We start from the raw sequence: 22,148 nt of genomic DNA, 5'->3' as shown, positions 1-22,148 counted from the left end.
TATTACTTTATAAATGGACATAACAGTATGTAAGCGCATTATATCATGACAACAATGGGGTGAAGCAAATGAATACGCGCCTAAAAGTACTGGTTGCTGAAGATGAAATGCTCATATTAATGGGTCTGAAATCTAACTTGGAAGAATTGGGTCATGAAGTCATTGAAGCAACCAATGGTGAAGATGCCATAGAAAAAGCAACAAAAGAACAACCGGATTTATTAGTCATGGATATTAGCATGCCAAATATTGACGGTATTGAGGCAATAAAAATCATCAATCAGAAATTATTTATTCCGTCCATTATTATTAGCGCCTATCACAATGAAGAATTGATCAGAAGAGCCACTGAGGAAGGTGTGCTGAATTATTTAGTGAAGCCTGTAGACAAACGAGATCTTAAAGTAGCGATTGAAGTAAGTTTAGCCAGGTATGAAGAATTTAAAAATATCCAGTATGAATTAGATGATACGAAGAAAGCATTAGAAGCAAGAAAGTATATCGAAAAAGCAAAGGGCATTTTAATGGAAAACAAAGAACTAAAAGAGCCCGATGCCATGAAGAAACTGCAAGAAATGAGTCGAAATCGCAATAAGAAACTGGTTGAGGTAGCTAAGGATATTATTGAATTAGAATCTATTTTATAAAAAATTTCACAAAGTGTTGACATATACGCTATGATAAATTATTCTCATAATTAAGAAATATCGATCAAATTGAATACGCTTTCTATTCTTATGCTTATGGGTGGTATAGGAATGGAGAAGGCCAAGGGTGCCTGTATACAATGACGGTTTGCTATGTTTGAAACCGCATTGTAACAGGTGCCCTTTTTTACTTTATTAAAGGGGGGATGTGTATGGATAAAAGAAATGGTATCGCAACTTTTGTATAAGCACAGTACAGTTCCGTTGAAAATGTAAGCGGTTAAATGTAAGCGTTAAGCAAATGAAACCAATCATCTTATGAGGAGGCAAAAAATGAAAAGAATGCAAAAAGGGATGTCGGTCTTATTATTTGTTTTATTTCTGTTCTTAATAGGTTGTTCGCAATCTGGTGAGACCAACGGTGAAAATAATCAGTCATCAGGAGAGAATTCATCAACTCAAGGTGAAGATTTAAAAATTGGCATGTCCTTTCAAGAAATGAATAATCCGTATTTTATTTCGATGGAAGAATCGTTTAAAGATATCGCATCATCGTTGGGCGCAGAAACGGTTGTTGCGGATGCTCAACACGACGTAACAAAACAGATTAACGATATTAACGATATGATCCAGCAGGATATTGACATCTTATTAATTAATCCAACGGACAGTGAAGGTGTAGAAGAAGCCGTTATTCAAGCAAAAGATGCGGGTATAACTGTAGTCGCTATTGACGCACAAGCCGAAGGTCCAATTGACTCATTTGTAGGATCCAAAAACTATAATGCCGGTTATTTAGCTGGTGAAAAAATGGCTGAAGATTTAGGCGGCGAAGGAAATGTGGCAATATTAGACGGTATTCCGGTTGTACCAATCTTAGAACGCGTGGAAGGTTTTAAGGATGCGATTCAAGAAAACTCAGATATCGAGATTGTTGATACGCAAAATGGTGAACAACAACGATCGAAAGCTATGTCCGTTACAGAAAATATGTTACAGTCCAATTCCGATTTAGATGCCATATTTAGTGTGAATGACGGTGGTGCACTAGGTTCTCTAGCAGCGATTGAATCTTCTGGCAAAGATGTTGGTCTATATAGTGTGGATGGTCACCCAGAAGCAGTTGAAGCGATTGTAAACGGAGATATCTTTAAAGCAACAGTAGCTCAATTCCCAAGAGACCAAATCAGAGTCGGTATGGGCATGGCATTATCAAAACATTGGGGCGCAGAAGTCGTACCTGAACAAGTGCCAATTGATGTCAAACTTCTGACTGAAGAAAACGCAGAAGGCTTTGAATGGTAATATCAATACAAGAGCGCTTCTTTGTAAGCGCTCTTGCATCCACTGGGAGGAATCACGATGACTGATATATTGGAGTTTCAAAACGTTACAAAAGAGTTCCCAGGTGTAAAAGCACTACAGAACGTCAATTTTCAAATAACAAAAGGCGAAGTACACGGATTAGTCGGTGAAAATGGTGCTGGCAAGTCAACTTTGATGAAAATTTTATCTGGTGTCTATCAACCGACTACAGGTGATATCTACCTAGAAGGTGATAAGGTTAATTTTACCAATCCGAAGCAAGCACAGAACCTGGGCGTCAGTATCATTCATCAAGAGTTTAGTTTAATCCCTTACTTAAATGCCGTTGATAATATCTATTTAGGCAGAGAAATTAGAAAAGGAAACGGCTTGTTGAATAAAGCATTAATGAAGGAGAGAACAAAAGAAACGTTACACAAATTAAATGCTCATATAAATATAGACACACCTGTAGCAAACCTTAGTATTGCCGAGCAACAATTTATCGAAATTGCCAAAGCGATTTCTATTGACTGCAAAATTTTAATCTTTGATGAGCCAACCGCCAGCTTAACTGGAAAAGAAGTAGAGGATTTATTCCGTTTAATTGACACATTAAAAGCGGAAGGTGTCACGATCATTTATATTTCGCATCATTTAGAAGAAATCTTGAGAATGTGCGATCGTATCACTTGTTTAAGAGACGGTGAATGGGTCAATAGTAAAAGCATTTCTGAAACGAATAAGGACGATATGGTGAAAATGATGGTCGGAAGAGATGTTAACAACAACTTCCCAGCATCAAACACATCGATTGAAAATAACGAACAATTGCTAGCAGTGAAAAGGCTTTCCAATGACTATGTGAATAATGTGCAGTTTACGATTAAAAAAGGCGAAATTTTAGGAATTGCAGGGTTGGTCGGTTCAGGAGAACTGAAACCGTTCGAGCTTTAATCGGCGCTGACCGAGCAGATGATAAAGAGATCTATTTGAATGGCAAAAAAGTCGATATTCAATCACCAACCGATGCATTAGAACATGGCATATGCATCATACCTGAAGATCGAAAAACACAAGGGTTGATTCTTGATTCTAGTGTTGCAAATAATATCAGTTTGCCGATCATTGATAAATTAAGGAATCACCTGAGATTAATCAATAAAACGAAAGAAAGTCAAATCATCTCCAAATCGATTGATGATTTAACGATTAAAACACCGAGTGAACATCAACAAGCAAAGAATTTAAGTGGCGGGAACCAACAAAAAATTGTCTTAGCGAAATGGTTAAATACAGATTGTCATTTAATTATATTTGATGAACCAACTCGCGGTATTGATGTTGGAGCAAAAGAAGAAATCTATAAATTGATGCGTACATTAGCTGATACTGGTATTTCGATCATTATGATTTCTTCTGAACTGCCAGAAGTATTAGGAATGAGTGATCGAATCATGGTCATGCATAATGGTGAAATCAAATCTCAAATCGAAGGTGACCAAGCAACATCAGAAAAGGTCATGTATTTTGCAACAGGTGGTGAAACAAGTTGAACATGATAAGTAATAAATTCAGAAGAGACTTATTTAAGAATCCAGAAATTTTAACATTATTAGGCTTCTTAGTACTATGTTTCATTTTTTCAATCATTAGCAGTGAGTTCCTAACAGCTACGAACATTACAAATATACTAAGGCAAGTTTCAATCAACGGAATTCTTGCTGTCGGTATGACATTTGTTATTTTAACAAGCGGCATCGACTTATCGGTCGGTTCGGTAATGGCCTTTACAGGGACGATAATGGCAGGGTTAATGATTAATAACGGTTTACCCCCTATCCTTGCTATTATAGCAGGAATCCTTTTAGGTGCGCTACTTGGATATATTAACGGTTCTTTTGTTGCCTATGCAAAAATTCCTGCCATTATTGTCACCTTAGCTATGATGGAAACAGCGAGAGGTCTTGCTCTCTTATACACTGGTGGTTATCCATTATCTGGCGTACCGGACTCATTCACTTTTATTGGAAGAGGGTATGTGCTAGGAATACCGATGCCCGTCATCATCATGATTGCGGTTTACCTAATAGCATATCTCATGTTAAACCACCTGCCATTGGGAAGATATATTTATGCGATTGGCGGTAATGAAGAAGCCGTTCGATTATCTGGCATTAAAGTAAAGCGTATTAAAAGCTTAGTTTATTTAATCAGTGGTGTTACAGCAAGTATCAGTGGCCTTATTATGACTTCACGCTTAGCATCTGGCCAACCTACTGCTGGTGTTACTTATGAATTGGATGCGATTGCCGCTGTTGTATTAGGTGGCACAGCGATATCAGGTGGCCGCGGTCATATTTTTGGTACATTCTTAGGTGCTTTACTACTTGGCGTACTCAGTAATGGATTGAATCTGATTGGCGTGTCCCCTTACTTACAGAGGGTTTTAAAAGGTGTGATTATTGTAGGCGCCATCTATTACAGTAGTAAAATGAAAGACAAATAAAGATCAGAAGAAATAATGAAAAGCGTCTATTACTCTAATAATTTATGAAATTCAAAAGGAGAGGTTAGATATGAGTCAATTACCTGAAACGATGAAAGCAGTTGTCTGCCACGGACCAGAAGATTACCGTGTGGAGGAAGTGAATACGCCTACAGCTGGACCAGGGGAAATTGTTATTAAAGTAAAAGCTTGTGGCATTTGCGGGAGCGATTTGAAAGTATATCATGGTGCTGACATGTATTGGGCGGGAGATGACCCTTGGTTAAAAGCGCCCGTTATTCCTGGACATGAGTTTTACGGAGAGGTTGCAGAACTAGGAGAAGGTGCTGCAGAAACACATGATTTACAAATCGGCGATCGAATTACAACGGATCAGATCAATCCATGCGGGAACTGTATGTATTGTAATAGCGGAAAGTATTGGATGTGCCAAGTTCATAATATGTATGGCTTCCAACGTGAGGTCGCAGAAGGCGCAATGGCTGAATATATGAAATTTAGTCCTCAATCCAAAATTTACAAGGTCCCTGAAGGGGTAAACGATTATGAAGCCAGTTTACTCGAACCAATGGCTTGTGCCGTTCATGCGGTTCAACGTGCTACCATTGAGTTTGAAGACTTTGTTGTCATGGCTGGTGCTGGAACGTTAGGTTTATGTATGATCCAGTTGATTAAACTGAAAACACCGAAGACATTAGTAGTATTGGATGCCAATGATAGACGATTAGAACTTGCCAAGAAATACGGAGCAGATATTTGTATGAATCCAACCAAAGAAGATGTGATTCAGAAGGTCAAAGACTTAACGAATGGTTATGGCTGTGACGTGTATATTGAAGCGACAGGTAATCCAAAAGGGGTAACACAAGGCCTAGAAATGGTTCGAAAGTTAGGTAGATACGTTGAATTTAGCGTGTTTGGTAAAGAAACGACAACAGATTGGAGTGTCATCGGCGATAAAAAAGAACTAGATATCCGCGGCTCACACTTAGGGCCATATACGTACCCAATCGCCATTGACTTATTTGAAAGAGGATTAGTGAGCGCCGAAGGCATTGTCACACACACCTTTGATATTGACGACTTTCCGCAAGCAATCGCAACCGCTCAAGATCCTGAAGCGATTAAAGTCTCAATAAAACCGTAAGCATATTGAATCATTGGATGTAGAAAAGGGAGACAACATGAAGGTCTCCCTCTTTTTTATGGAATGGCCACGGTCAATGCCAATCCTGATCGATAATGTAAATTCTATCCTCGCCCCCTTGCACTTTTCCTTCGATACTATTAAAGTATATATTGGTTGAAATGTAACCGAACAAAATATTTTCGCTTTTTAATTTGGAGGATAAGTCTCCTCTTTAAGGAAAGGGTTCAGATATATGATGAAAGATAACTTTTGGCATGAGTTGCCACGGCCGTTTTTTGTTCTAGCACCTATGGAAGCCGTGACGGATGTCGTATTTCGTCATGTCGTAAGTGAGGCGGCGAGGCCTGACGTGTTTTTTACAGAGTTCACAAATACGGAAAGCTTCTGCCATCCAAAAGGAAGAGACAGCGTACGCGGACGTCTGACTTTTACAGAAGATGAACAACCGATTGTCGCCCATATTTGGGGAGATAAACCTGAACACTTCCGTGAAATGAGTATCGGCATGAAAGAAATGGGATATCGAGGTGTCGATATTAATATGGGTTGTCCTGCGCCTAATGTTGCACCAAAAGGCAAAGGTTGTGGGCTTATCCGTCGCCAGATGTTGCAGCTGACATCATCCAAGCAGCCAAAGCAGGAGGCCTGCCCGTAAGTGTGAAGACTCGTCTCGGTTATACAGAAGTAGAAGAGTGGCGGCACTGGTTGAAGCATCTCTTGGAACAAGATATTGCCAATCTTTCCATTCACCTGCGAACGAAAAAGGAAATGAGCAATGTCGATGCTCATTGGGAGTTGATTCCGGAGATTAAGAAACTCCGTGACGAAGTGGCTCCAGATACGCTTCTGACGATCAATGGAGATATTCCTGATCGCCAGAAAGGACTCGAACTCGTAGAAAAGTATGGCGTAGATGGCGTGATGATCGGAAGAGGAATTTTTCATAATCCGTTCGCATTCGAAACAGAGAAGAAAGAGCATACGAGCGAAGAACTTCTTGACCTCCTTCGCCTGCAACTCGATCTTCACGATAAATATTCCGAGGAATTAGAGCCACGCTTGTTTAAACCGCTTCGCCGCTTCTTTAAGATTTACGTCCGCGGATTTCGAGGAGCGAGTGAGTTGAGAAATCAACTAATGAGCGCAGAATCCACCGATGAAGTACGCGCTCTTCTTGATGAGTTTACAGAGAATGACGGCGTGCAAGAAGAAAAAAGTTTTTCTGTCTTTTAAGTAAGAGAGATCAGTGACCGAAGCGTAATAGGGAAGATGATATTCTCCCTATTCGCTATACCTACTTTCTTACATAAATTTATTTAACAAAGACGTATTCGAAAGGTATGATCAATCGGTGATAATACATTCACTTTCACCTTTTGTACACCTGTATCATTTATAATGGAGTCACCTATGCTTGGCTTCCAGTGTTCATGCTTTCCGGAATCCATAGTAATCATATCTTCACCAGTGCTTATGTTTAATTCAGCCTGTTTCCAGAAGGATGTGGTATCTTCTATTTGATCGATGCCTGGTCCAGAAAGAATGGCACCTGAATCTAGTATAAATACAATTTGAGTAAATACATCTTGTCTTTTATCCGAGTGAATATGAATATTCCAACCATGATCGAACCTAATAATATCAGCTTTCATTTCAAAGGTTTGATTATGCGTTTTGGCACGCTTTTGATGTGGAAGTAAACTCCAAGGACTTGTTTCTAGATCATTGGTTGAATGAGCTTGAGGAATTGGACCTTTATAGCCCTTTTCCATCCGTTTCTCCAACCGGTATCCTCCACTCATACGATGAATAGTATCAAATTCTATAATTCCAGGCGAGAAACTGGAGTACATTTGAATCCCCCGTATTTTTGCTTCGCCATTACGCAAGGAAAAGAACGAAGTATGGTTACTCATGATCGTTACACTTTGTTCTTGCTCTCGAAAACGAACGATACGGGATCCAAACGCTTTGTGTATGCTAGTATGTTCTATGTTAGAGTGATGACCCATACGATCCATCTTCTTTAAATTTTCTTCCATAGGATACTTTTCATTTAACATGATTTCATAACTTTTTGGTAACTCCATTTTGTCAAAGTTTTTCTCTTTTATCCACGGAAATGACAAGTAACCCAATAGAACATGATTATTAACTGGGCCCATATCATATAAACTTTCAGCAGCAAGATCGGACATAGCCCCATACAATTGGTTACTGTCCTCTACAGCCATCAAACGATATATCAAATGATAGGGTGATAAGTCATAGGAATAACCATAGTCCTGACGTCCGGAATAATCAGTCACCACCTCTCCGTTCGGATGAATGAAATAAAGCATCATATTTAAATTTTTTCTGACATAGTCTAATAGTTTTGGCTTATGTAACAGTTGAGCAGTATGATAAAGTGAAATATTGCTTACGGCATTATAAATACCATTACTTCTTTCTGTCCATTCACCGTCTTCTGTCATATCTATACCTTCATTTAACCACTCTTCTGCTCGATTAGCCATTGCTTGATCGCCAAATATCTGATACATGTGGCTTAAGGCTGACGTAAGTACCCAACGATGATTAGGCGTATGACAACCACCAGTTAACATAGCGGGTACCGCTCTTTCTAGAAACATTAATACTTTGCCCGCTAACGGATCTGATTCCCTACCGCTATCATGAACGAATAAGTTATAGATTTGTGCGAAACCAGTGATGATAAACCCCGTATCGGGTGGAGAATGATAATTTGTCCAGCCTGGAGAGATGGTTCCATCCTCATGTTGTTGATCTAACATATAATCTAACGCTAAACGAATGCGCCTCTTTAATTCAGAAGTATGATAATAGGTAGAGTCCTTATTAACGAATGAACTTACCCAAGTCCCGATAACTCTAGCTGTTCCTGTATGGCTCGGACTAGGTATACCTGTTTTGTTATCAATAATCCCGCCAAGGTAACGGCTCCCACTATCTAGTATTTGTCCATCTAAAAATGATTGCGTTATTTTGTCGTTCTGTATAACCAATTGTTGATACATGTTCATCCAATCACTACCTTTAGCTCTTGTTCGTTAGATTATTAGTATATTTCCTTATCTGGGTCTTTCCTTGTAAACATTTATTGGCTTCCTATTTTTTTTATACCTTCTAAAAGTTAGAAACATTATATAAGCGTATCATTATGAAATGTCGCATCAGCAGTTGTTCCTCTTTCAGTTAATGTAGGTTGAAAGAGTACTATTTCTCTTGATAACACCTTTCCTTCGATTTCATCTATAATGACATCTATCACTTTATCACTCATTTCTTTTATCGGTTGAGCAATTGTCGTAAGGGACGGGACAGTGGTCATAGCCAAGATCGTATCATCAAATCCTATAATAGAGATGTCATCTGGAATCGATAGTCCTCTATCCTTAGCACCTTGTATGGCACCTATAGCGATTAAATCATTACATGCAAAAATAGCTGTTGGCATCTCTTCTTTTTCAACGATCTGTTGTAAACATTCCATTCCATTTTTGATAGAGGAAGTTGTTCTAATGATGTTATTCTCTTTACAATCCACCTTATACCGTTCATGAGCTTCTCGATAACCATAAATTCTCATCTTACTACTAGGAGTATTTTCAGCAATAATGGCTATATTGGTATGACCTTTAGATAATAAATGCATCGTTGCCTCAAAACCACCATTAAAGTCGTCAACAGAAACAGATGTAACTCCCAACGAACGATCAGTCTGTGTTAACAATACAAATGGCACATGACTTTCCTTTAATTCCTTTAACAAGTCTTTGTCATGGAATGTGGAAGCGATAATTAAACCATCCACTCGCTTTCTCAGTAAAAGCTCCAAATAATTCTTTTCCTTTTCTTCATCTTCATCCGTACTACACATAAAAACACTCATTCCCCGTTCATGCGCACGGTCTTCTATCATACGGGCCATCTCAGAAAAAAAAGGATTGGAAATGTCGGGAATAAGTAGTCCAAGTGTCTTTGTTTTTTTACCAGATAATGCTGAAGCCATTTGACTTGGATAATATTTTAATTCATTCATCACATTCAACACTTTTAACCGAGTTGAATCTCGCATATTACCAGTATGATTCATAACCTTTGAAACAGTAGCTATGGAAACACCAGCTTTTTCTGCGACATCATAAATCGTGACTTTCATTTCATATGACCTTCTTTCCAATCCTTTTAACTTCATTTTGGTTATTCAAAATTATAAAAACTGTTACCCCTGATTTGTTTTCACCTTTGTCTGAGCATTTAACACCTCTATCAAATGAATGAACTCCATTGGTTGATGAATCGTGTAATCTGGCTTTTCATCTTCAACCCGGGCCACTGTGGAATATCTTGTTGACCAATCTAAATGAACACTTGTAATACCCAACTTATTGGCACCAAGGATATCACGTCTCAGATTGTTCCCAACCATCACGATACGGGGAATATCTTGCATACTTAGATCTAACGCTCCAATCGCTGCTTTGAACATACGTGGACTTGGTTTTAATTCTTTGATATTTTCTGAATAAATCATAGCGGCAAAATAATCATATAAGCCATTTTGAGTTAATATATTTTTAAATGATTGTGCTTTTCCATCTGCTACAACCGCTAGCGTATACCCTTTATCTGCTAGATCTTTCACCATTCTATCTGCTCCAGGAATCACATCGGCCGCTATAACAATACCTTGATCATCATGTACTTGCGTTCTTTCATCAATAATCGTATCTCCGACATCTAAAAATACCGTCAGATTTTTTTTCGATTGTTTATTTAGCTTGGTTTGCATGCCACACACCTCTCAATTCCAGTTCATCGGCATAGTGACATGCTGATAAATGCCTTTTGCCTTGACCTGTTTCTTTTAGCTCTGGTATTTCAGTTCGACACAGTTCTGTAGCGTAAGGACACCTAGGATGGAATTCACAACCGCTTGGTGGATTGCCTGGGTTAGGTACCTCACCTTGCAAAATAATCCTATCCGTTTTAACATCTGGATCAGGTTTAGGCACGGAAGATAGAAGGGCTTCTGAATAAGGGTGTTTCGGATTTTCAAAAAAGGAATCGACGGAAGCCAATTCAACAATCCGACCTAAATGCATGACGGCCACGCGATCAGAAATTGTCTGAACAACTGACAAATCATGTGAAATAAAAATATAAGTAATTCCCATTTCTGTTTGAAGGTCATCCAAAAGGTTGATAATTTGTGCTTGTATTGATACATCCAGAGCGGATACCGCTTCATCACATACAATCACTCGTGGTTGTGTAATTAAGGCACGAGCGATTGCGATACGCTGCCTTTGACCACCTGAAAAGGCATGTGGATATCTTTTCAATAAATGAGGGTTTAGCCCTACTCTTTCCGCAATGTCGGCGACGTGTTCTTCTACTTCTTTCTTCTTTACATCATAATTCGTGACTAGCGGCTCAGAAATAATATCAAACACTGTCATTCGAGGGTTGAGAGATGAATAAGGATCCTGAAAAATCATCTGTATGTCTTTTCGATATTTTTTATAGTCTGCTTTGCCTAAATTTAAGTAGTCAACAGCCTTCTCATCGTTCGTTACATAGACAACCTCACCAGAAGTTGCATCTAGACCATTAAGAACACATCTACCTAATGTTGTTTTTCCAGAACCAGATTCTCCAACAACACTCAATGTTTCGCCTTCCAACAAATCAAATGATATGTCTTTTAATATCTTCACAGGAACTGATTTACTAAATAGTTTCGTCGATTTTGTTTTAAATTCCTTGTTTAAATCTTTTACACGCAAAATGGGTTCAGGCATTTTGTTCATCCTCCTCGTGCTCATTATATAGGAAGCATCGAACAGAATGATTGGAGGATACTTGGGTTTCCGGTACAGCTTGTACATCACATATACCTTGGATTCGATGCGTACAGCGATCATAAAAACCACACTTATGACTCATATTAATGGCAAGCGGAACAGTTCCTTCAATAGGTTCCAAACGCTGTTTTCCAGTACCTAAGATAGGCATAGAATTGATTAATCCCTTAGTATAAGGATGCTTCGGTTGATTAAAAATTTCATGAACTGGTGCCTTTTCCACAATTTCACCTAAGTACATCACTGCCACTTCATCACAGATCTCTGCTATAACTCCAAGGTCATGAGTGACAAGCAAAATAGCCATACCTAATTCATCTTGTAAACTTTTCATAAGCTCCAATACTTGAGCTTGAATCGTTACATCTAATGCCGTAGTAGGTTCATCAGCAATGAGTAATTCTGGGTTACAAGCCAAAGCGATCGCAATCATCACTCGTTGACGCATCCCGCCAGAAAATTCGTGCGGGTAGTCATTAAATCTCTTTTCTTCATCAGATATACCTACTTTACGTAGCATTTCTAAGGCAATTTGCTTTGCTTCTTTTTTATTTTTCGTACGATGGAGTAAAATGTTTTCCATTATTTGATTTCCGATTGTGTATAGTGGAGAAAGTGCTGTCATAGGTTCTTGAAAGATCATTGATATTTTTTTCCCGCGAATAGAACGAATTTTTTTACCGGTTGGATCCAAGTCCAAAATATTTAAACCCTTAAGCTTCTGATCTAACGAAGAATTAAATAAAATTTCGCCTGTTGTCTCACATTCTTTTGGGTTAAGACTCATAATGGATCGGCTGGTTAAGCTCTTTCCGCAACCAGATTCGCCAACTAAACCTAATGTTTTTCCTTTTTCAATGGTAAAACTAACGCCATCGACAGCTTTCAATACAGCATTATCCATTTGAATCGTAACCTTCAGATCTTCTACGGAAAGAAGGGGCTGTTCTGTCGATCGCTTATTGGCGCGCATTTGTTTCATTTTATCCCCTCACTTTTAAACAGATTTGATTATTTTTTATACGGGTCCGACGCGTCTCGCAATCCATCACCAAAAAAATTGAAACAAAGCACAGAAAAAATAACAAAAAATAACGGTATTAACTTCCAAGGATAAAGGGCTACATTTTCAATTTGTTGCGCTTCTTGCAACAACACACCCCAACTTGTCGCTGGCGAGCGAATACCAAGTCCTAAAAAGCTCATCGCAGTTTCTGCTAGAATCATACCTGGAATGGCTAATGTTATGGAAACAACTAAATAACTCATAATACCTGGCATGAGGTGTTTTCTGATGATTTTACCGGTACTTACACCCGCAATCTTGGCAGCTAATACAAACTCTTCTTTTTTCAAAGACATAAATTGACCACGAACCACTCTTGCTAAACCCGTCCATTCTATGAAAGAAATAATGATCACGATATAAAAATACATTTTTACCACTTCAATCCCCGCAGGAATAGCAGCAGATAATGCCATCCATAAAGGTAAGGTTGGAAATGAACGAAAAATCTCAATAATCCGCTGAATGATCGCGTCTGTCCAACCACCGAAGTAACCTGAAATACCACCAATGATTAAGCCTATGATTAAACTTATAGCCACGCCAACAAGTGGAATACTTAAAGACACTTGACTGCCGAGAACAATTCGAGAAAATAAGTCTCGCCCCATCCCATCCGTACCTAAAATGAATATTTCTCCTGGATCTTCTACTCCAAACAGATGAATATTAGTCGGAAACAAGCCTAAGAACTTGTATTCACTTCCTTCTGTGAAAAACTGAACAGGATATTTCACCTCGCGATCTTCCACAAACACCTTCCGATAAGTTTCTGGGTGTCGGGTACTTTCAATGCCATAGACAAAAGGCCGCAAATGAAAATTACCTTCTTCATCAAAAAAATGTAACTGCATAGGAGGGGCATTCGCATAATCACTGTCATATTCTGTTGCATCCTGCGGGGCTATAAAATTTGCAAATAACACAATTATGTAAAAAACAATCAAACATAGTAAGCTAAAACGAGCTAATCTATGTTTTTTAAGTTTTTTCCACATTAAAGACCACTGTGAAGCATAGTAATCTTGTGTATTTTCCTCGCTTGCACCTGTTGCATTCCTTTTCGAATGCGTTTTTAATGAATGGAATATCTTCTTTAATAACGATGAACGCTTCACCCATTAACCCCCCTTAATCTCTGTTCTGATTTTTGGATCGAGCCATGCAAGTAAAATATCTGAGATTAATGTTCCGAGAACGGTTAAGACGGCCATAAATAATAGCCACGTTCCTGCTAGATACATATCTTGTCCTAGCAACGCTTCATACATAACCGGTCCTTGGATAGGTAGGTTTAATACAATGGCCGTTATCGTTGAGCCTGTAAATATACTAGATATTGTCCAACCTAATGTACTTACAATTGGATTTAATGCAGCTCTCGTTGGGTATTTATATAAAATTTTTTGCTCTGAAAGACCTTTGGCTCTAGCCGTAACCACATTTGGTTTGTTGATCTCATCAAGCATTTGCGCTCTCATGATACGAATGAGCCCAGCAGTACTAGCTGTGCCAATAACAATAACAGGTATAATCATATGTTTCGCTAAATCTAAAACCTTTCCCCATGACCACGCAGCATCTTCATATTCACTTGAAAATAGTCCTAATAACGGATTTCCAAAATTTACATAGGAGAAATACATGAGTATGATTGCTAGTAAGAAATTGGGCGTTGCCATACCTAGAAAACCAATTGCAGAAGCGATATAGTCACCAATTGAATATTGTTTCACAGCTGAATAAATCCCAATTGGTATAGCAACCAAATAAGTGAACGCCATGGTTATCGTAGAAACAACTAACGTTAATACCATATAACGTTCGATTACAGCCGTAACAGGCTCGTTATAGTTAAATGAATGACCAAAGTCAAAATAAAAAATAATATCCCGCATCCACAACAGATATTGTATAAACCAATGTCGGTCTAGGTTTAAATTTTGCCTCATCTCTGTAATCTCCTGGGCTGTCATTTTTTCACCTTGCGCTGCCATTTGTGCCGCATAATGCGTTACATAATCTCCTGGGGGAAGTTGAATCACAAAAAAAACAATAACGGAAACGAATAAAATAACTGGAATAACCAGCAAGAATCGTTTAATGATGTATTTAAGCACCTTCTTTACCCTCTTTTCATGTCGTATTGTTATAAGTTAGTGAGGAAAGCACCTCACTAACTTACATTCCATGATTCATTCTTTAATAAAGAACTGTGCAGGATGACCATGTCCTAGTTCACGAAATTCATCAGCGTAAAATCTCTCTTCTGGTACATTTCGTAAAGAGTTACTTGCAACAATAATGTGTGGCGTTGGACCAGCATAACCTAATAGCCATTGGTTTTCCTTATGGAGTTTATAAATTTCATCTGACCACTGACTAGCTTCTTCTTCTGTTGCTGAGGCTCTTAACTTATCCCAATTCTCTACCAATTTTGCGATGTCACCCTCAGGTTGTGTACCTAATTCTCCGTCAGTCTCACGGTATTGACCGTAACCACTATGCCACACCTGACCGAGTCTCAATGGAACAAGAACGTCTGGACGTAATGCTACATCAACCACAGAAGGAACTGCTGTCGTAGCCGTAATATCATTATTATATAGTCTATCTGAATAGGTTCCAGGATCGACTGTTTTCAGATTAACTTTCACGCCAACTTGTTCATAATAGTTTTTGATTAATTCTAAGAAATCTGCCGTTTCTTGATTTTGACTTGTAATTGTTAGTGTCACAACTGAACCATCTTCAAATAAACGGAAGCCTTCATTATTCATTTCTGTTAGACCCATCTCATCCAATAATTGATTGGCACGCTCTGGATCATACGTTGCCCATTGATCCTTCCAACCTTCTTGATAGCCAGTTAACCCTTCTGGTACAGAAGCTTGAATAGGTTCTGCCATTCCATTCGTATAGATTTCTGTTACTTCATTACGATCTACTGCTACCGATAGAGCCTCTCTAAAACGGATATCTTGGATAGCATTACGAATGTTCTCCTCTTGAGCCGTCTGATTTAACACGATGGCTGCACTCGTAAGGTTTACAGTTGGCCATAACAAGACGCGGTAATCACTCTTTTCTTCATTTTCCTTAAGTACTGTGTAATCTTGCGTGGCAAAACCAGCTATGTTGTAATCTCCGCCAAGCATTCCAAGCGTAGCATGACTTGGATCTTGAATTTTTGTAGCCACTAATTCATCAAGATATGGTAGTTGATTACCTTCTGAATCGACTTTCCAATAATAAGGGTTTCGCTTCATTACAAATTCTTCACTATGAGGGTCGTTACTGGCAACCCAAGGTCTTAAAGTAGGAATTTCTTCATTTGTCCAATAATAGTAACCGGTAGCCTTTAAGAAGGAGCCCACATCAGAGTAACCCCATTCTGAAGCGATTTCTGCTGCTTTCTCGTCACCTACAAATTCCGGTAAGATGGTCTTATGGAAATGCTCAGGCGCAAAGAACCATTTATTATCAATAGCAACACGTTTCAAGAAATCTGGACTAGGAAATGCATGCGTGACTTTAACTGTATAATCGTCTATCTTCGTTACTTCCGCTAAATGTCTTTCTCCTGTCTCTGGATCAACAGAATAATAAGCGTCATAGATGGACTTACCAAATGTCTCTTTCGTTAACATATGCTCCCAATAAAACATAATATCGTCAGCATTAAATGGTACACCATCAGACCATCTCATGCCTTCTCTTAAGTAAATCGTATATTCGGTTGAATCTTCATTCACGTCGTATCCCTTCGCAACGTTAGGTACGACTTTGTCTCCATTTTCCGAAAACCGAAAGAGAGCCTCCTCTGTTGGTTTACCGACTGTCCACTCATCATCTGCCCTTTCCAAGGCATTCTCAGCGCTCCACCATAAACACCAATTTCCTCTTCTACCCCTTCCACCATAATATCTTCTGCTACTGGCATTCGTTCTTCAAGCGGTTCAAGTTCTCCTGATTCTACCAGCTCTTCTAATTCTGGTGCTTGACTATAGGAAGTTATCTCTTCTGCGCTCACCTTATTAACAGACTCTGTTTCTTTCGCTTCTGCACTTTGTTCTGATTCGTTAGATGCCAATTCTTCTGAAGTACCCATACATGCAGTTAATACTAATACGAGAAAAAGAATACTAAGAAAACTGAATAATTTGGTTTTCAAAATAAGTTCCTCCTTAGAAAATATACTTTTGATGATGGATTGACTTCACTAAAATTTGCTCTATCCCCCTTTCATCGATTGATTTATCTAAACAAATATACTTTTGCCTTAATGATTCATTCGTGCAGAAAATAAGGATATTTGTTTTAATAGTTTAATAGCATATTACAGTTGGACCGGTTTCCCCGTTTCTGCTGATTGATAAATAGCATTTATGATTTGTTGTACAATCACACCTTGATGAGGTGTACTTAAAGGCTGTCCACCCGTTAAACAGGCATCAACAAATCGTTCAATTTCTAGTTCATGATTACCTTTCTTCGGTAAAAACTTTGGTGTTGTATCCGTCAATGTATGATGCTTCTCTTGGTATATATTTAATGGAAAAACATCTGCTCCACCATGATCTCCCATTAACTTCACATTCATTTCCTTCTGTTTTTCTACATTTGCAGCAAAAGCAGTCTCTAACAATATAGAAGCTCCGTTTTTAAACGTAATCATGCCACGGGCCATATCTTCGACAGAGAAGTTATCCCAGTCCCAATCACCTGACAGACCGACACCCTTTCGATTACCTATCTTTTGATACGTTACTCCAAAAACAGTATCTGGTATTGGATAATCCATTAAATAAAGCGCTGTATCTAACATATGAACTCCAATATCTATCAAGGGACCGCCACCTTGTAGTTCTTTGTTAGTAAATACACCCCACCCTGGAATGCCACGTCGGCGAATGGCTAAGACGCGAGCTGCATATATCTCTCCCAACTCACCACCATCGACAAACCGTTTGAGCACCTCTACTTCTGGTTTGTGGCGAAAATGGAAGCCATAAGTCAATATTTTCTTTGCCTTTTCTGCTTCTCTTGCCATTTGTTCCGCTTCTTCTATCTTCATGGCTGGTGGTTTTTCACATAACACATGACAACCTGCTTGAAGTGCCGCAATGGTTGCTGGTGCATGAAATTTATTGGGGGTACACACACTGACCGCATCAATCTCAACCTTTTGAAACATATCTTCATAATCGGTAAAGTAATGAGGAATATTGTATTCTTCAGCAACATGTTTTACTCTTTCCTCCACAACATCAGCTATTGCAACAATTTTGATTTTATTTCCACAGTTTAAATAGTTCGGTATATGCTCACCTGTTGCAATGCCACCCGCACCTATAATGCCAATTCGTAACGTTTCAGACATGCGACTTACCTCCAATTATTTCTTCTATATATACTTTCTTTTCCTGTTGATTCGATAGAGTTGCTGCTTGATTAATTCGTGATAAGTTCACAATGTCTTCTTTTGTGATTGATGATTGCTGATTATGCGTAATTGCGTTTACCCATTGTTCCAAAGGCGTTGGTAATGTATTGATTTGTTCTTCTGGTTCAATCCAATCGTCTCCCGTTTGCTTCGTTTTCAATCGTATGTGATTGTTTTCTATTAATAATGTCCCTGCTGTTCCATACAACTCTAATTGAAATGGACTTCCATGTGACATAAAGCTAGCTTCAACCACACCTATAGCGCCAGATGTATATTCGATAATTGCTACAGCGTTATCATCGACTTCATACTTATCGCTTTGTGTTTGTAATCTTGCACATATACTTTTGGCTGGACCGGCAAGTCGGTTCGTCAAATAAATGGGATGTGCACCCAAGTCAATGAAGGAGCCGCCACCACACGTCTCTTGATCAAAAAAATGTTCTGGTAACCAGCCAGTTGATTGATCTTCTTGAGGTACAGCACCATTATGAGCTTTCCGACACCGTAACATGGTTATTTCTCCTAATAACTCTTGATCCACAATTTGTTGAGCATATAAATAATTCGCCTTGATTACATGCGGTAAGGAGACCATTAAATGAACGTTAAACGCTTCAACTACATCATATATTTCTTGGCAATCCTCTACAGTAAACGCTAAGACCTTTTCAGTAAAAATATGTTTCTGGTGCTTAGCTGCTTTCATAATCACTTCTTTATGTAAATTCGTTGGCGTACATACAATAACTGCATCAATGTTGGGATTCTGTAGTACACTTTCTAATTCCGATTCAAAAGGTACACCAAGTTCATCTGCCCAGTCTCTCCCTCTTGCTGTATCTTCATCCCACACTAATTGAATAGATAGATTGTTATCTTGATTCGCTTGTCTAGCATAACTATCTGCATGCACATGCCATCTACTTAATAAAGCTACATTAATCAGAATGACCACTCCCTGTTTGATAAAGATGATGGTTCAAAATACAGCTATAAAGAATCATTTGATATCTAGTTACTACTATAAAAGATAACTATTAACATAATATGAATGTGTTGTTAAGATTTGGTTAACCGTTTAACTTGTTTTGTTTGAAATAGCAGGTTCATTCCTCTAAAACTTGATTGATTCATGCTAGACATCCAGGAAATGATATGACTTGAGTTATTGTAAATTCAGCGTTTTTAGAGCTAATCATATATATCAATTCAAAAAGCTTATCAGTCGATTCTACATTAAGCGCTTATCCAATATTGGCTAACTAGGTATCAAACAACTTTTAAACGAGAAGTTAACGTAAATTTTACTTATACATAGAATTCTTGTAACACTCAGACGTTATAATTCCATTAACTACTATATAAAGGAGTGTTTCATTTGTTTTTGTATAATTCTAATAAAGTAAGGTTGGTACTCGTACTATTGTCTTTGGTATTAGTGGTTGGCATCAAAGAGCCCTTGACAGTAAATGCAAGCGAAAACACATTCACCGTTTCGACTTATAATGTAGCAGGTCTACCAGATGTAATAACAAGTGAAAATCCACAGATAAACAATGTCAAAATCAGCCCCTTGTTAAATAACTACGACTTTATAGCTGTTCAAGAAGATTTTGAATATCATAATGATTTGATAAAACATACGACACATCCTTATGTAACTTCTCATTCTGGTAATGTTCCATTTGGTGATGGGATGAATTTTATATCAAACTTCCCTATGAAAGATGTGAAGAGAGTCACATGGAGAGAGAGACACGGTTTGTTAGGCAATGGGAATGATGAGTTAACACCAAAAGGGTTTATGTACTCTCAACTCACGATTGAACCTGGTGTGTACATTGATGTGTATACTTTGCATACAGATGCAGGTGGGGACAGTGATTCATATGCTGCGAGGAGAGATAACATCATTCAACTTTCAGAATATATTGACACCCATTCCTCGGGTAATGCAGTTATTGTTCTAGGAGATACAAACTCCCGTTATACTAGAGAAGCTGATAACTTTGAAACAGAATTACTTGAGGCTAATGATTTACAAGATCCTTGGATTGAACTTGTAAGAAATGGAATGATACCTAGTAACGGAGATGCTTGATGGATGGTAATAATAAGAATGGTATTCATTATGAGGTCGTAGATAAAATATTTTATAGAAGTAGTCCTTCTTTAGAACTAACAGCATTATCCTATCGATTAGAAGATTCTGTTTTTGTGGATGAGAACGGTGAACAGCTCTCAGATCATTATCCTGTAACCGTTACATTCCAATATATGAAAAATCAAGATATTACGATGAGTAATTATTGGGGTGGTTCTGGAGGAACTGCTTTTAATTTCTTATCAAATAACGCTACCATTAACCATAGACCAACCGCATTAACGATAAATGCAGGGGATCGTTTAGATGGAATATCTATGACTTATGAAAATGGGGCAGTTTTATCACAGGGTGGCACTGGCGGAGGTGTAGAAACGTTAGTATTAGAAAATGATGAATATCTGACTGAAGCTACTTTTTACAAAAATAAATATAACGGAGATGACCGAATTTTTTATGCGGAATTTCAAACGAACTCTGGTAAAGTGATATCAGGTGGTACCAAAACAGGGGAAGCCATTACTCTTTCTGCACCTTCTGAACATTATATTGCGGGATTTTTTGGCAGATCAGGAGATAATATAGATCAAATTGGAGTTTTTTCAAAGCGATTGGCACATTAAGTCATTCTGTGTAAAAGTGAACCAGTCCCTATCACAGAAAGACATTTGTGATAGGGGCTTTCAAATATGGGGTGTATAAATCGGGAGTGGCTCACCCTTCATTTGACTGAATCTGTTAGTTTCACCTTACTTTTATAATAAAAAATAAAACTGATAGCTATGGTTAAAAGAGCGGTTCCACCTATAATGTATACGCCATCCCAATATAGAGACTTTCCAGTTAATACCCAAACTTGATAAGGAATAAATATAATTGTTGAAATGACTACTACTCCCCATAACAACGAAATTACATTTTGTTTCGCGTCTTTTAAAGCAGAATGCCTGTTAGAATATTCAATCATCGAGAGTTTTCTCAAGATGAACAACAAAATAACAATAGCAACAATAAGTAATAGAACATTCATTTCACCACTCACTCCTTGTAGTCCATTATTTACTTTTCCTGCCACAATATCAACTAATTCTATTGAACAATAACAGCTTCACAAAACAAAGAGGTATTTATAATAAGCAGGAAATTCTCGGACGATTGAATATAAATCTCTCAATTGAAAAATTTCTGCATGTGCCGAATACACATTGTCAAAGCCTACTTTATCAAATGCTAGTTTCGTGCGAGTTATGTGAAAGTATTGTGTGATCACCATGACAGATTTTACATTGATATCCTTCATTATGGTTTTCGTATTTTGGGCAGTCTTAAATGTGTTGTAACCATCGCTATCTTCTAAAACGACCTCCGAGGGAATGCCATGGTTTACTAAGTAATCTTTCATTACTTTTGCTTCATCAAAACCTTCTTTTCCTATACCACCACTTACTATAATGTACTTGTAATAGCCTTCTTCATAAAGTTCTATAGATTTGTCTAATCTCGCTTGTAATCTATTAGAAGGTTGACCATCTAATTCAACTTTATTACCTAGCACAACCGCTACATCTACATTCGCTACATCATCATTTAGTCCATCTATTACGATGACGGCAGTATGAATAACAAACCACAGAAATAAAGCGGTAATAAGAAGCAAACTATATTTTTTGATTATTTGTTTTTTGAAAATATCTATTCCCTCCTCCCTGTGGCTAACTTAATCCAAAGTTTCCCTCTTTCCGGCTCTTTATAAACTCCAGAAAAAATGCTTTTTATTTCCTATTTTTCTAACAGAAGGAACATAGTAGAATGAACTTGATATTATTTCCTTTTATGACTGGAGATAGGAGATGGCCAATCGTCAGGGATGGATAAAGCCAGTGATATTGGAGGAATAGCCACAAGAAGGTTTGGTAATAAGGGTAGTGTTAAACCTGTTTCAAATATGAATGAGTTTTTTAATATGGAATTTGGAAAATCAATAAGTAATTCCTTATCAAAGATCGACTCATTCATCATTC

At 38.0% G+C, this 22,148-nt stretch carries 22 protein-coding genes and 1 pseudogene; 9 read left to right on the top strand and 14 right to left on the bottom strand.

Annotation, left to right across the window (positions count from 1 at the left end):
* The first annotated feature begins 68 nt into the window (after positions 1-68).
* From J416_RS08080 to J416_RS08055, 7 genes and pseudogenes are all read left to right on the top strand, one after another.
* Complete coding sequence (locus J416_RS08080) at positions 69-647, top strand: ANTAR domain-containing response regulator (protein WP_003468273.1); 579 nt, start codon at positions 69-71, stop codon at positions 645-647.
* A gap of 333 nt (positions 648-980) precedes the next feature.
* Positions 981-1,952 (top strand): ABC transporter substrate-binding protein, encoded by a 972-nt coding sequence (locus J416_RS08075; protein ID WP_003468271.1) that lies wholly within the window; start codon positions 981-983, stop codon positions 1,950-1,952.
* A gap of 57 nt (positions 1,953-2,009) precedes the next feature.
* Positions 2,010-2,909, top strand: coding sequence for a sugar ABC transporter ATP-binding protein (locus J416_RS16035; RefSeq protein ID WP_003468270.1), 900 nt, complete (start codon positions 2,010-2,012; stop codon positions 2,907-2,909).
* A gap of 35 nt (positions 2,910-2,944) precedes the next feature.
* Positions 2,945-3,508: an ATP-binding cassette domain-containing protein gene (locus tag J416_RS16030; protein WP_003468269.1), complete on the top strand. Its 564-nt coding sequence runs from the start codon at positions 2,945-2,947 to the stop codon at positions 3,506-3,508.
* A gap of 2 nt (positions 3,509-3,510) precedes the next feature.
* Positions 3,511-4,461 (top strand): ABC transporter permease, encoded by a 951-nt coding sequence (locus J416_RS08065; RefSeq protein WP_083875558.1) that lies wholly within the window; start codon positions 3,511-3,513, stop codon positions 4,459-4,461.
* A 70-nt stretch (positions 4,462-4,531) separates the two neighbouring features.
* Positions 4,532-5,608 carry an erythritol/L-threitol dehydrogenase gene (locus tag J416_RS08060; protein ID WP_003468267.1) on the top strand — a complete coding sequence of 359 codons (1,077 nt, stop codon included), beginning with the start codon at positions 4,532-4,534 and terminating at the stop codon, positions 5,606-5,608.
* Between the two features lie 238 nt (positions 5,609-5,846).
* Positions 5,847-6,844: pseudogene (locus J416_RS08055) on the top strand (tRNA dihydrouridine synthase).
* A gap of 83 nt (positions 6,845-6,927) precedes the next feature.
* Here J416_RS08055 and J416_RS08050 read toward each other — a convergent pair.
* The 11 genes from J416_RS08050 to J416_RS08000 form a co-directional block, all read right to left on the bottom strand.
* On the bottom strand, positions 6,928-8,658 hold the full coding sequence (locus J416_RS08050; RefSeq protein ID WP_003468266.1) for a hypothetical protein: 1,731 nt from the start codon (positions 8,656-8,658) through the stop codon (positions 6,928-6,930).
* Between the two features lie 119 nt (positions 8,659-8,777).
* Entirely contained in the window at positions 8,778-9,797 is a 1,020-nt protein-coding gene (locus J416_RS08045) for a LacI family DNA-binding transcriptional regulator (protein ID WP_003468264.1), read from the bottom strand.
* 63 nt (positions 9,798-9,860) lie between these two features.
* Complete coding sequence (locus J416_RS08040; RefSeq protein ID WP_003468261.1) at positions 9,861-10,430, bottom strand: HAD family hydrolase; 570 nt, start codon at positions 10,428-10,430, stop codon at positions 9,861-9,863.
* A complete protein-coding gene (locus tag J416_RS08035) occupies positions 10,411-11,442 on the bottom strand; it encodes an ABC transporter ATP-binding protein (protein WP_003468259.1) in 1,032 nt (343 codons plus the stop codon). Before J416_RS08035 ends, J416_RS08040 begins: the two co-directional genes overlap by 20 nt.
* A complete protein-coding gene (locus tag J416_RS08030) occupies positions 11,435-12,487 on the bottom strand; it encodes an ABC transporter ATP-binding protein (protein WP_003468258.1) in 1,053 nt (350 codons plus the stop codon). Before J416_RS08030 ends, J416_RS08035 begins: the two co-directional genes overlap by 8 nt.
* Before the next feature lie 29 nt (positions 12,488-12,516).
* The gene (locus J416_RS08025; protein ID WP_003468246.1) at positions 12,517-13,689 is read right to left on the bottom strand and encodes an ABC transporter permease; all 1,173 of its coding nucleotides are present in this window, start codon (positions 13,687-13,689) and stop codon (positions 12,517-12,519) included.
* A gap of 3 nt (positions 13,690-13,692) precedes the next feature.
* Positions 13,693-14,691 (bottom strand): ABC transporter permease, encoded by a 999-nt coding sequence (locus J416_RS08020; protein WP_003468242.1) that lies wholly within the window; start codon positions 14,689-14,691, stop codon positions 13,693-13,695.
* Between the two features lie 75 nt (positions 14,692-14,766).
* Positions 14,767-16,326 carry an ABC transporter substrate-binding protein gene (locus J416_RS08015; protein ID WP_003468238.1) on the bottom strand — a complete coding sequence of 520 codons (1,560 nt, stop codon included), beginning with the start codon at positions 16,324-16,326 and terminating at the stop codon, positions 14,767-14,769.
* The gene (locus tag J416_RS16240) at positions 16,323-16,745 is read right to left on the bottom strand and encodes a hypothetical protein (protein ID WP_003468236.1); all 423 of its coding nucleotides are present in this window, start codon (positions 16,743-16,745) and stop codon (positions 16,323-16,325) included. The genes J416_RS08015 and J416_RS16240 overlap by 4 nt, the downstream gene beginning before the upstream one ends.
* A gap of 165 nt (positions 16,746-16,910) precedes the next feature.
* Positions 16,911-17,954 carry a Gfo/Idh/MocA family protein gene (locus J416_RS08005; protein ID WP_003468233.1) on the bottom strand — a complete coding sequence of 348 codons (1,044 nt, stop codon included), beginning with the start codon at positions 17,952-17,954 and terminating at the stop codon, positions 16,911-16,913.
* Positions 17,947-18,936, bottom strand: a complete 990-nt coding sequence (locus J416_RS08000; protein ID WP_003468228.1) for a Gfo/Idh/MocA family protein — start codon at positions 18,934-18,936, stop codon at positions 17,947-17,949. The genes J416_RS08005 and J416_RS08000 overlap by 8 nt, the downstream gene beginning before the upstream one ends.
* Positions 18,937-19,401: 465 nt before the next feature.
* Here J416_RS08000 and J416_RS16025 point away from each other — a divergent pair, with 465 nt between their 5' ends.
* Both J416_RS16025 and J416_RS16020 read left to right on the top strand, forming a co-directional pair.
* Positions 19,402-20,124 carry an endonuclease/exonuclease/phosphatase family protein gene (locus J416_RS16025; RefSeq protein WP_205619693.1) on the top strand — a complete coding sequence of 241 codons (723 nt, stop codon included), beginning with the start codon at positions 19,402-19,404 and terminating at the stop codon, positions 20,122-20,124.
* Complete coding sequence (locus tag J416_RS16020; RefSeq protein ID WP_205619692.1) at positions 20,124-20,750, top strand: jacalin-like lectin; 627 nt, start codon at positions 20,124-20,126, stop codon at positions 20,748-20,750. Before J416_RS16025 ends, J416_RS16020 begins: the two co-directional genes overlap by 1 nt.
* Before the next feature lie 98 nt (positions 20,751-20,848).
* On the opposite strand, the gene J416_RS07990 is transcribed toward J416_RS16020, so the two are convergent.
* The 3 genes from J416_RS07990 to J416_RS16015 all read right to left on the bottom strand — a co-directional run.
* Positions 20,849-21,202 (bottom strand): hypothetical protein, encoded by a 354-nt coding sequence (locus J416_RS07990; RefSeq protein ID WP_156809552.1) that lies wholly within the window; start codon positions 21,200-21,202, stop codon positions 20,849-20,851.
* 33 nt (positions 21,203-21,235) lie between these two features.
* On the bottom strand, positions 21,236-21,784 hold the full coding sequence (locus tag J416_RS07985) for a YdcF family protein (RefSeq protein WP_003468222.1): 549 nt from the start codon (positions 21,782-21,784) through the stop codon (positions 21,236-21,238).
* A gap of 164 nt (positions 21,785-21,948) precedes the next feature.
* A partial coding sequence (locus J416_RS16015; RefSeq protein WP_205619691.1) for a hypothetical protein occupies positions 21,949-22,148 on the bottom strand: 200 nt, incomplete at its 5' end.

It is taken from the genome of Gracilibacillus halophilus YIM-C55.5 (assembly GCF_000359605.1).
In the GTDB taxonomy this organism is placed as follows: domain Bacteria; phylum Bacillota; class Bacilli; order Bacillales; family Amphibacillaceae; genus Gracilibacillus; species Gracilibacillus halophilus.
This window is presented reverse-complemented; position numbering and strand designations above follow the sequence as displayed.

What these genes read in the sequence shown, in the direction of transcription:
- J416_RS08080 (WP_003468273.1), top strand. Translation starts at nt 69, where the DNA reads ATGAATACGCGCCTAAAAGTACTGGTTGCTGAAGATGAAATGCTCATA.
- J416_RS08075 (WP_003468271.1), top strand. Translation starts at nt 981, where the DNA reads ATGAAAAGAATGCAAAAAGGGATGTCGGTCTTATTATTTGTTTTATTT.
- J416_RS16035 (WP_003468270.1), top strand. Translation starts at nt 2,010, where the DNA reads ATGACTGATATATTGGAGTTTCAAAACGTTACAAAAGAGTTCCCAGGT.
- J416_RS08065 (WP_083875558.1), top strand. Translation starts at nt 3,511, where the DNA reads ATGATAAGTAATAAATTCAGAAGAGACTTATTTAAGAATCCAGAAATT.
- J416_RS08060 (WP_003468267.1), top strand. Translation starts at nt 4,532, where the DNA reads ATGAGTCAATTACCTGAAACGATGAAAGCAGTTGTCTGCCACGGACCA.
- J416_RS08050 (WP_003468266.1), bottom strand. Translation starts at nt 8,658, where the DNA reads ATGAACATGTATCAACAATTGGTTATACAGAACGACAAAATAACGCAA.
- J416_RS08045 (WP_003468264.1), bottom strand. Translation starts at nt 9,797, where the DNA reads ATGAAAGTCACGATTTATGATGTCGCAGAAAAAGCTGGTGTTTCCATA.
- J416_RS08040 (WP_003468261.1), bottom strand. Translation starts at nt 10,430, where the DNA reads ATGCAAACCAAGCTAAATAAACAATCGAAAAAAAATCTGACGGTATTT.
- J416_RS08035 (WP_003468259.1), bottom strand. Translation starts at nt 11,442, where the DNA reads ATGCCTGAACCCATTTTGCGTGTAAAAGATTTAAACAAGGAATTTAAA.
- J416_RS08030 (WP_003468258.1), bottom strand. Translation starts at nt 12,487, where the DNA reads ATGAAACAAATGCGCGCCAATAAGCGATCGACAGAACAGCCCCTTCTT.
- J416_RS08005 (WP_003468233.1), bottom strand. Translation starts at nt 17,954, where the DNA reads ATGTCTGAAACGTTACGAATTGGCATTATAGGTGCGGGTGGCATTGCA.
- J416_RS16020 (WP_205619692.1), top strand. Translation starts at nt 20,124, where the DNA reads ATGGATGGTAATAATAAGAATGGTATTCATTATGAGGTCGTAGATAAA.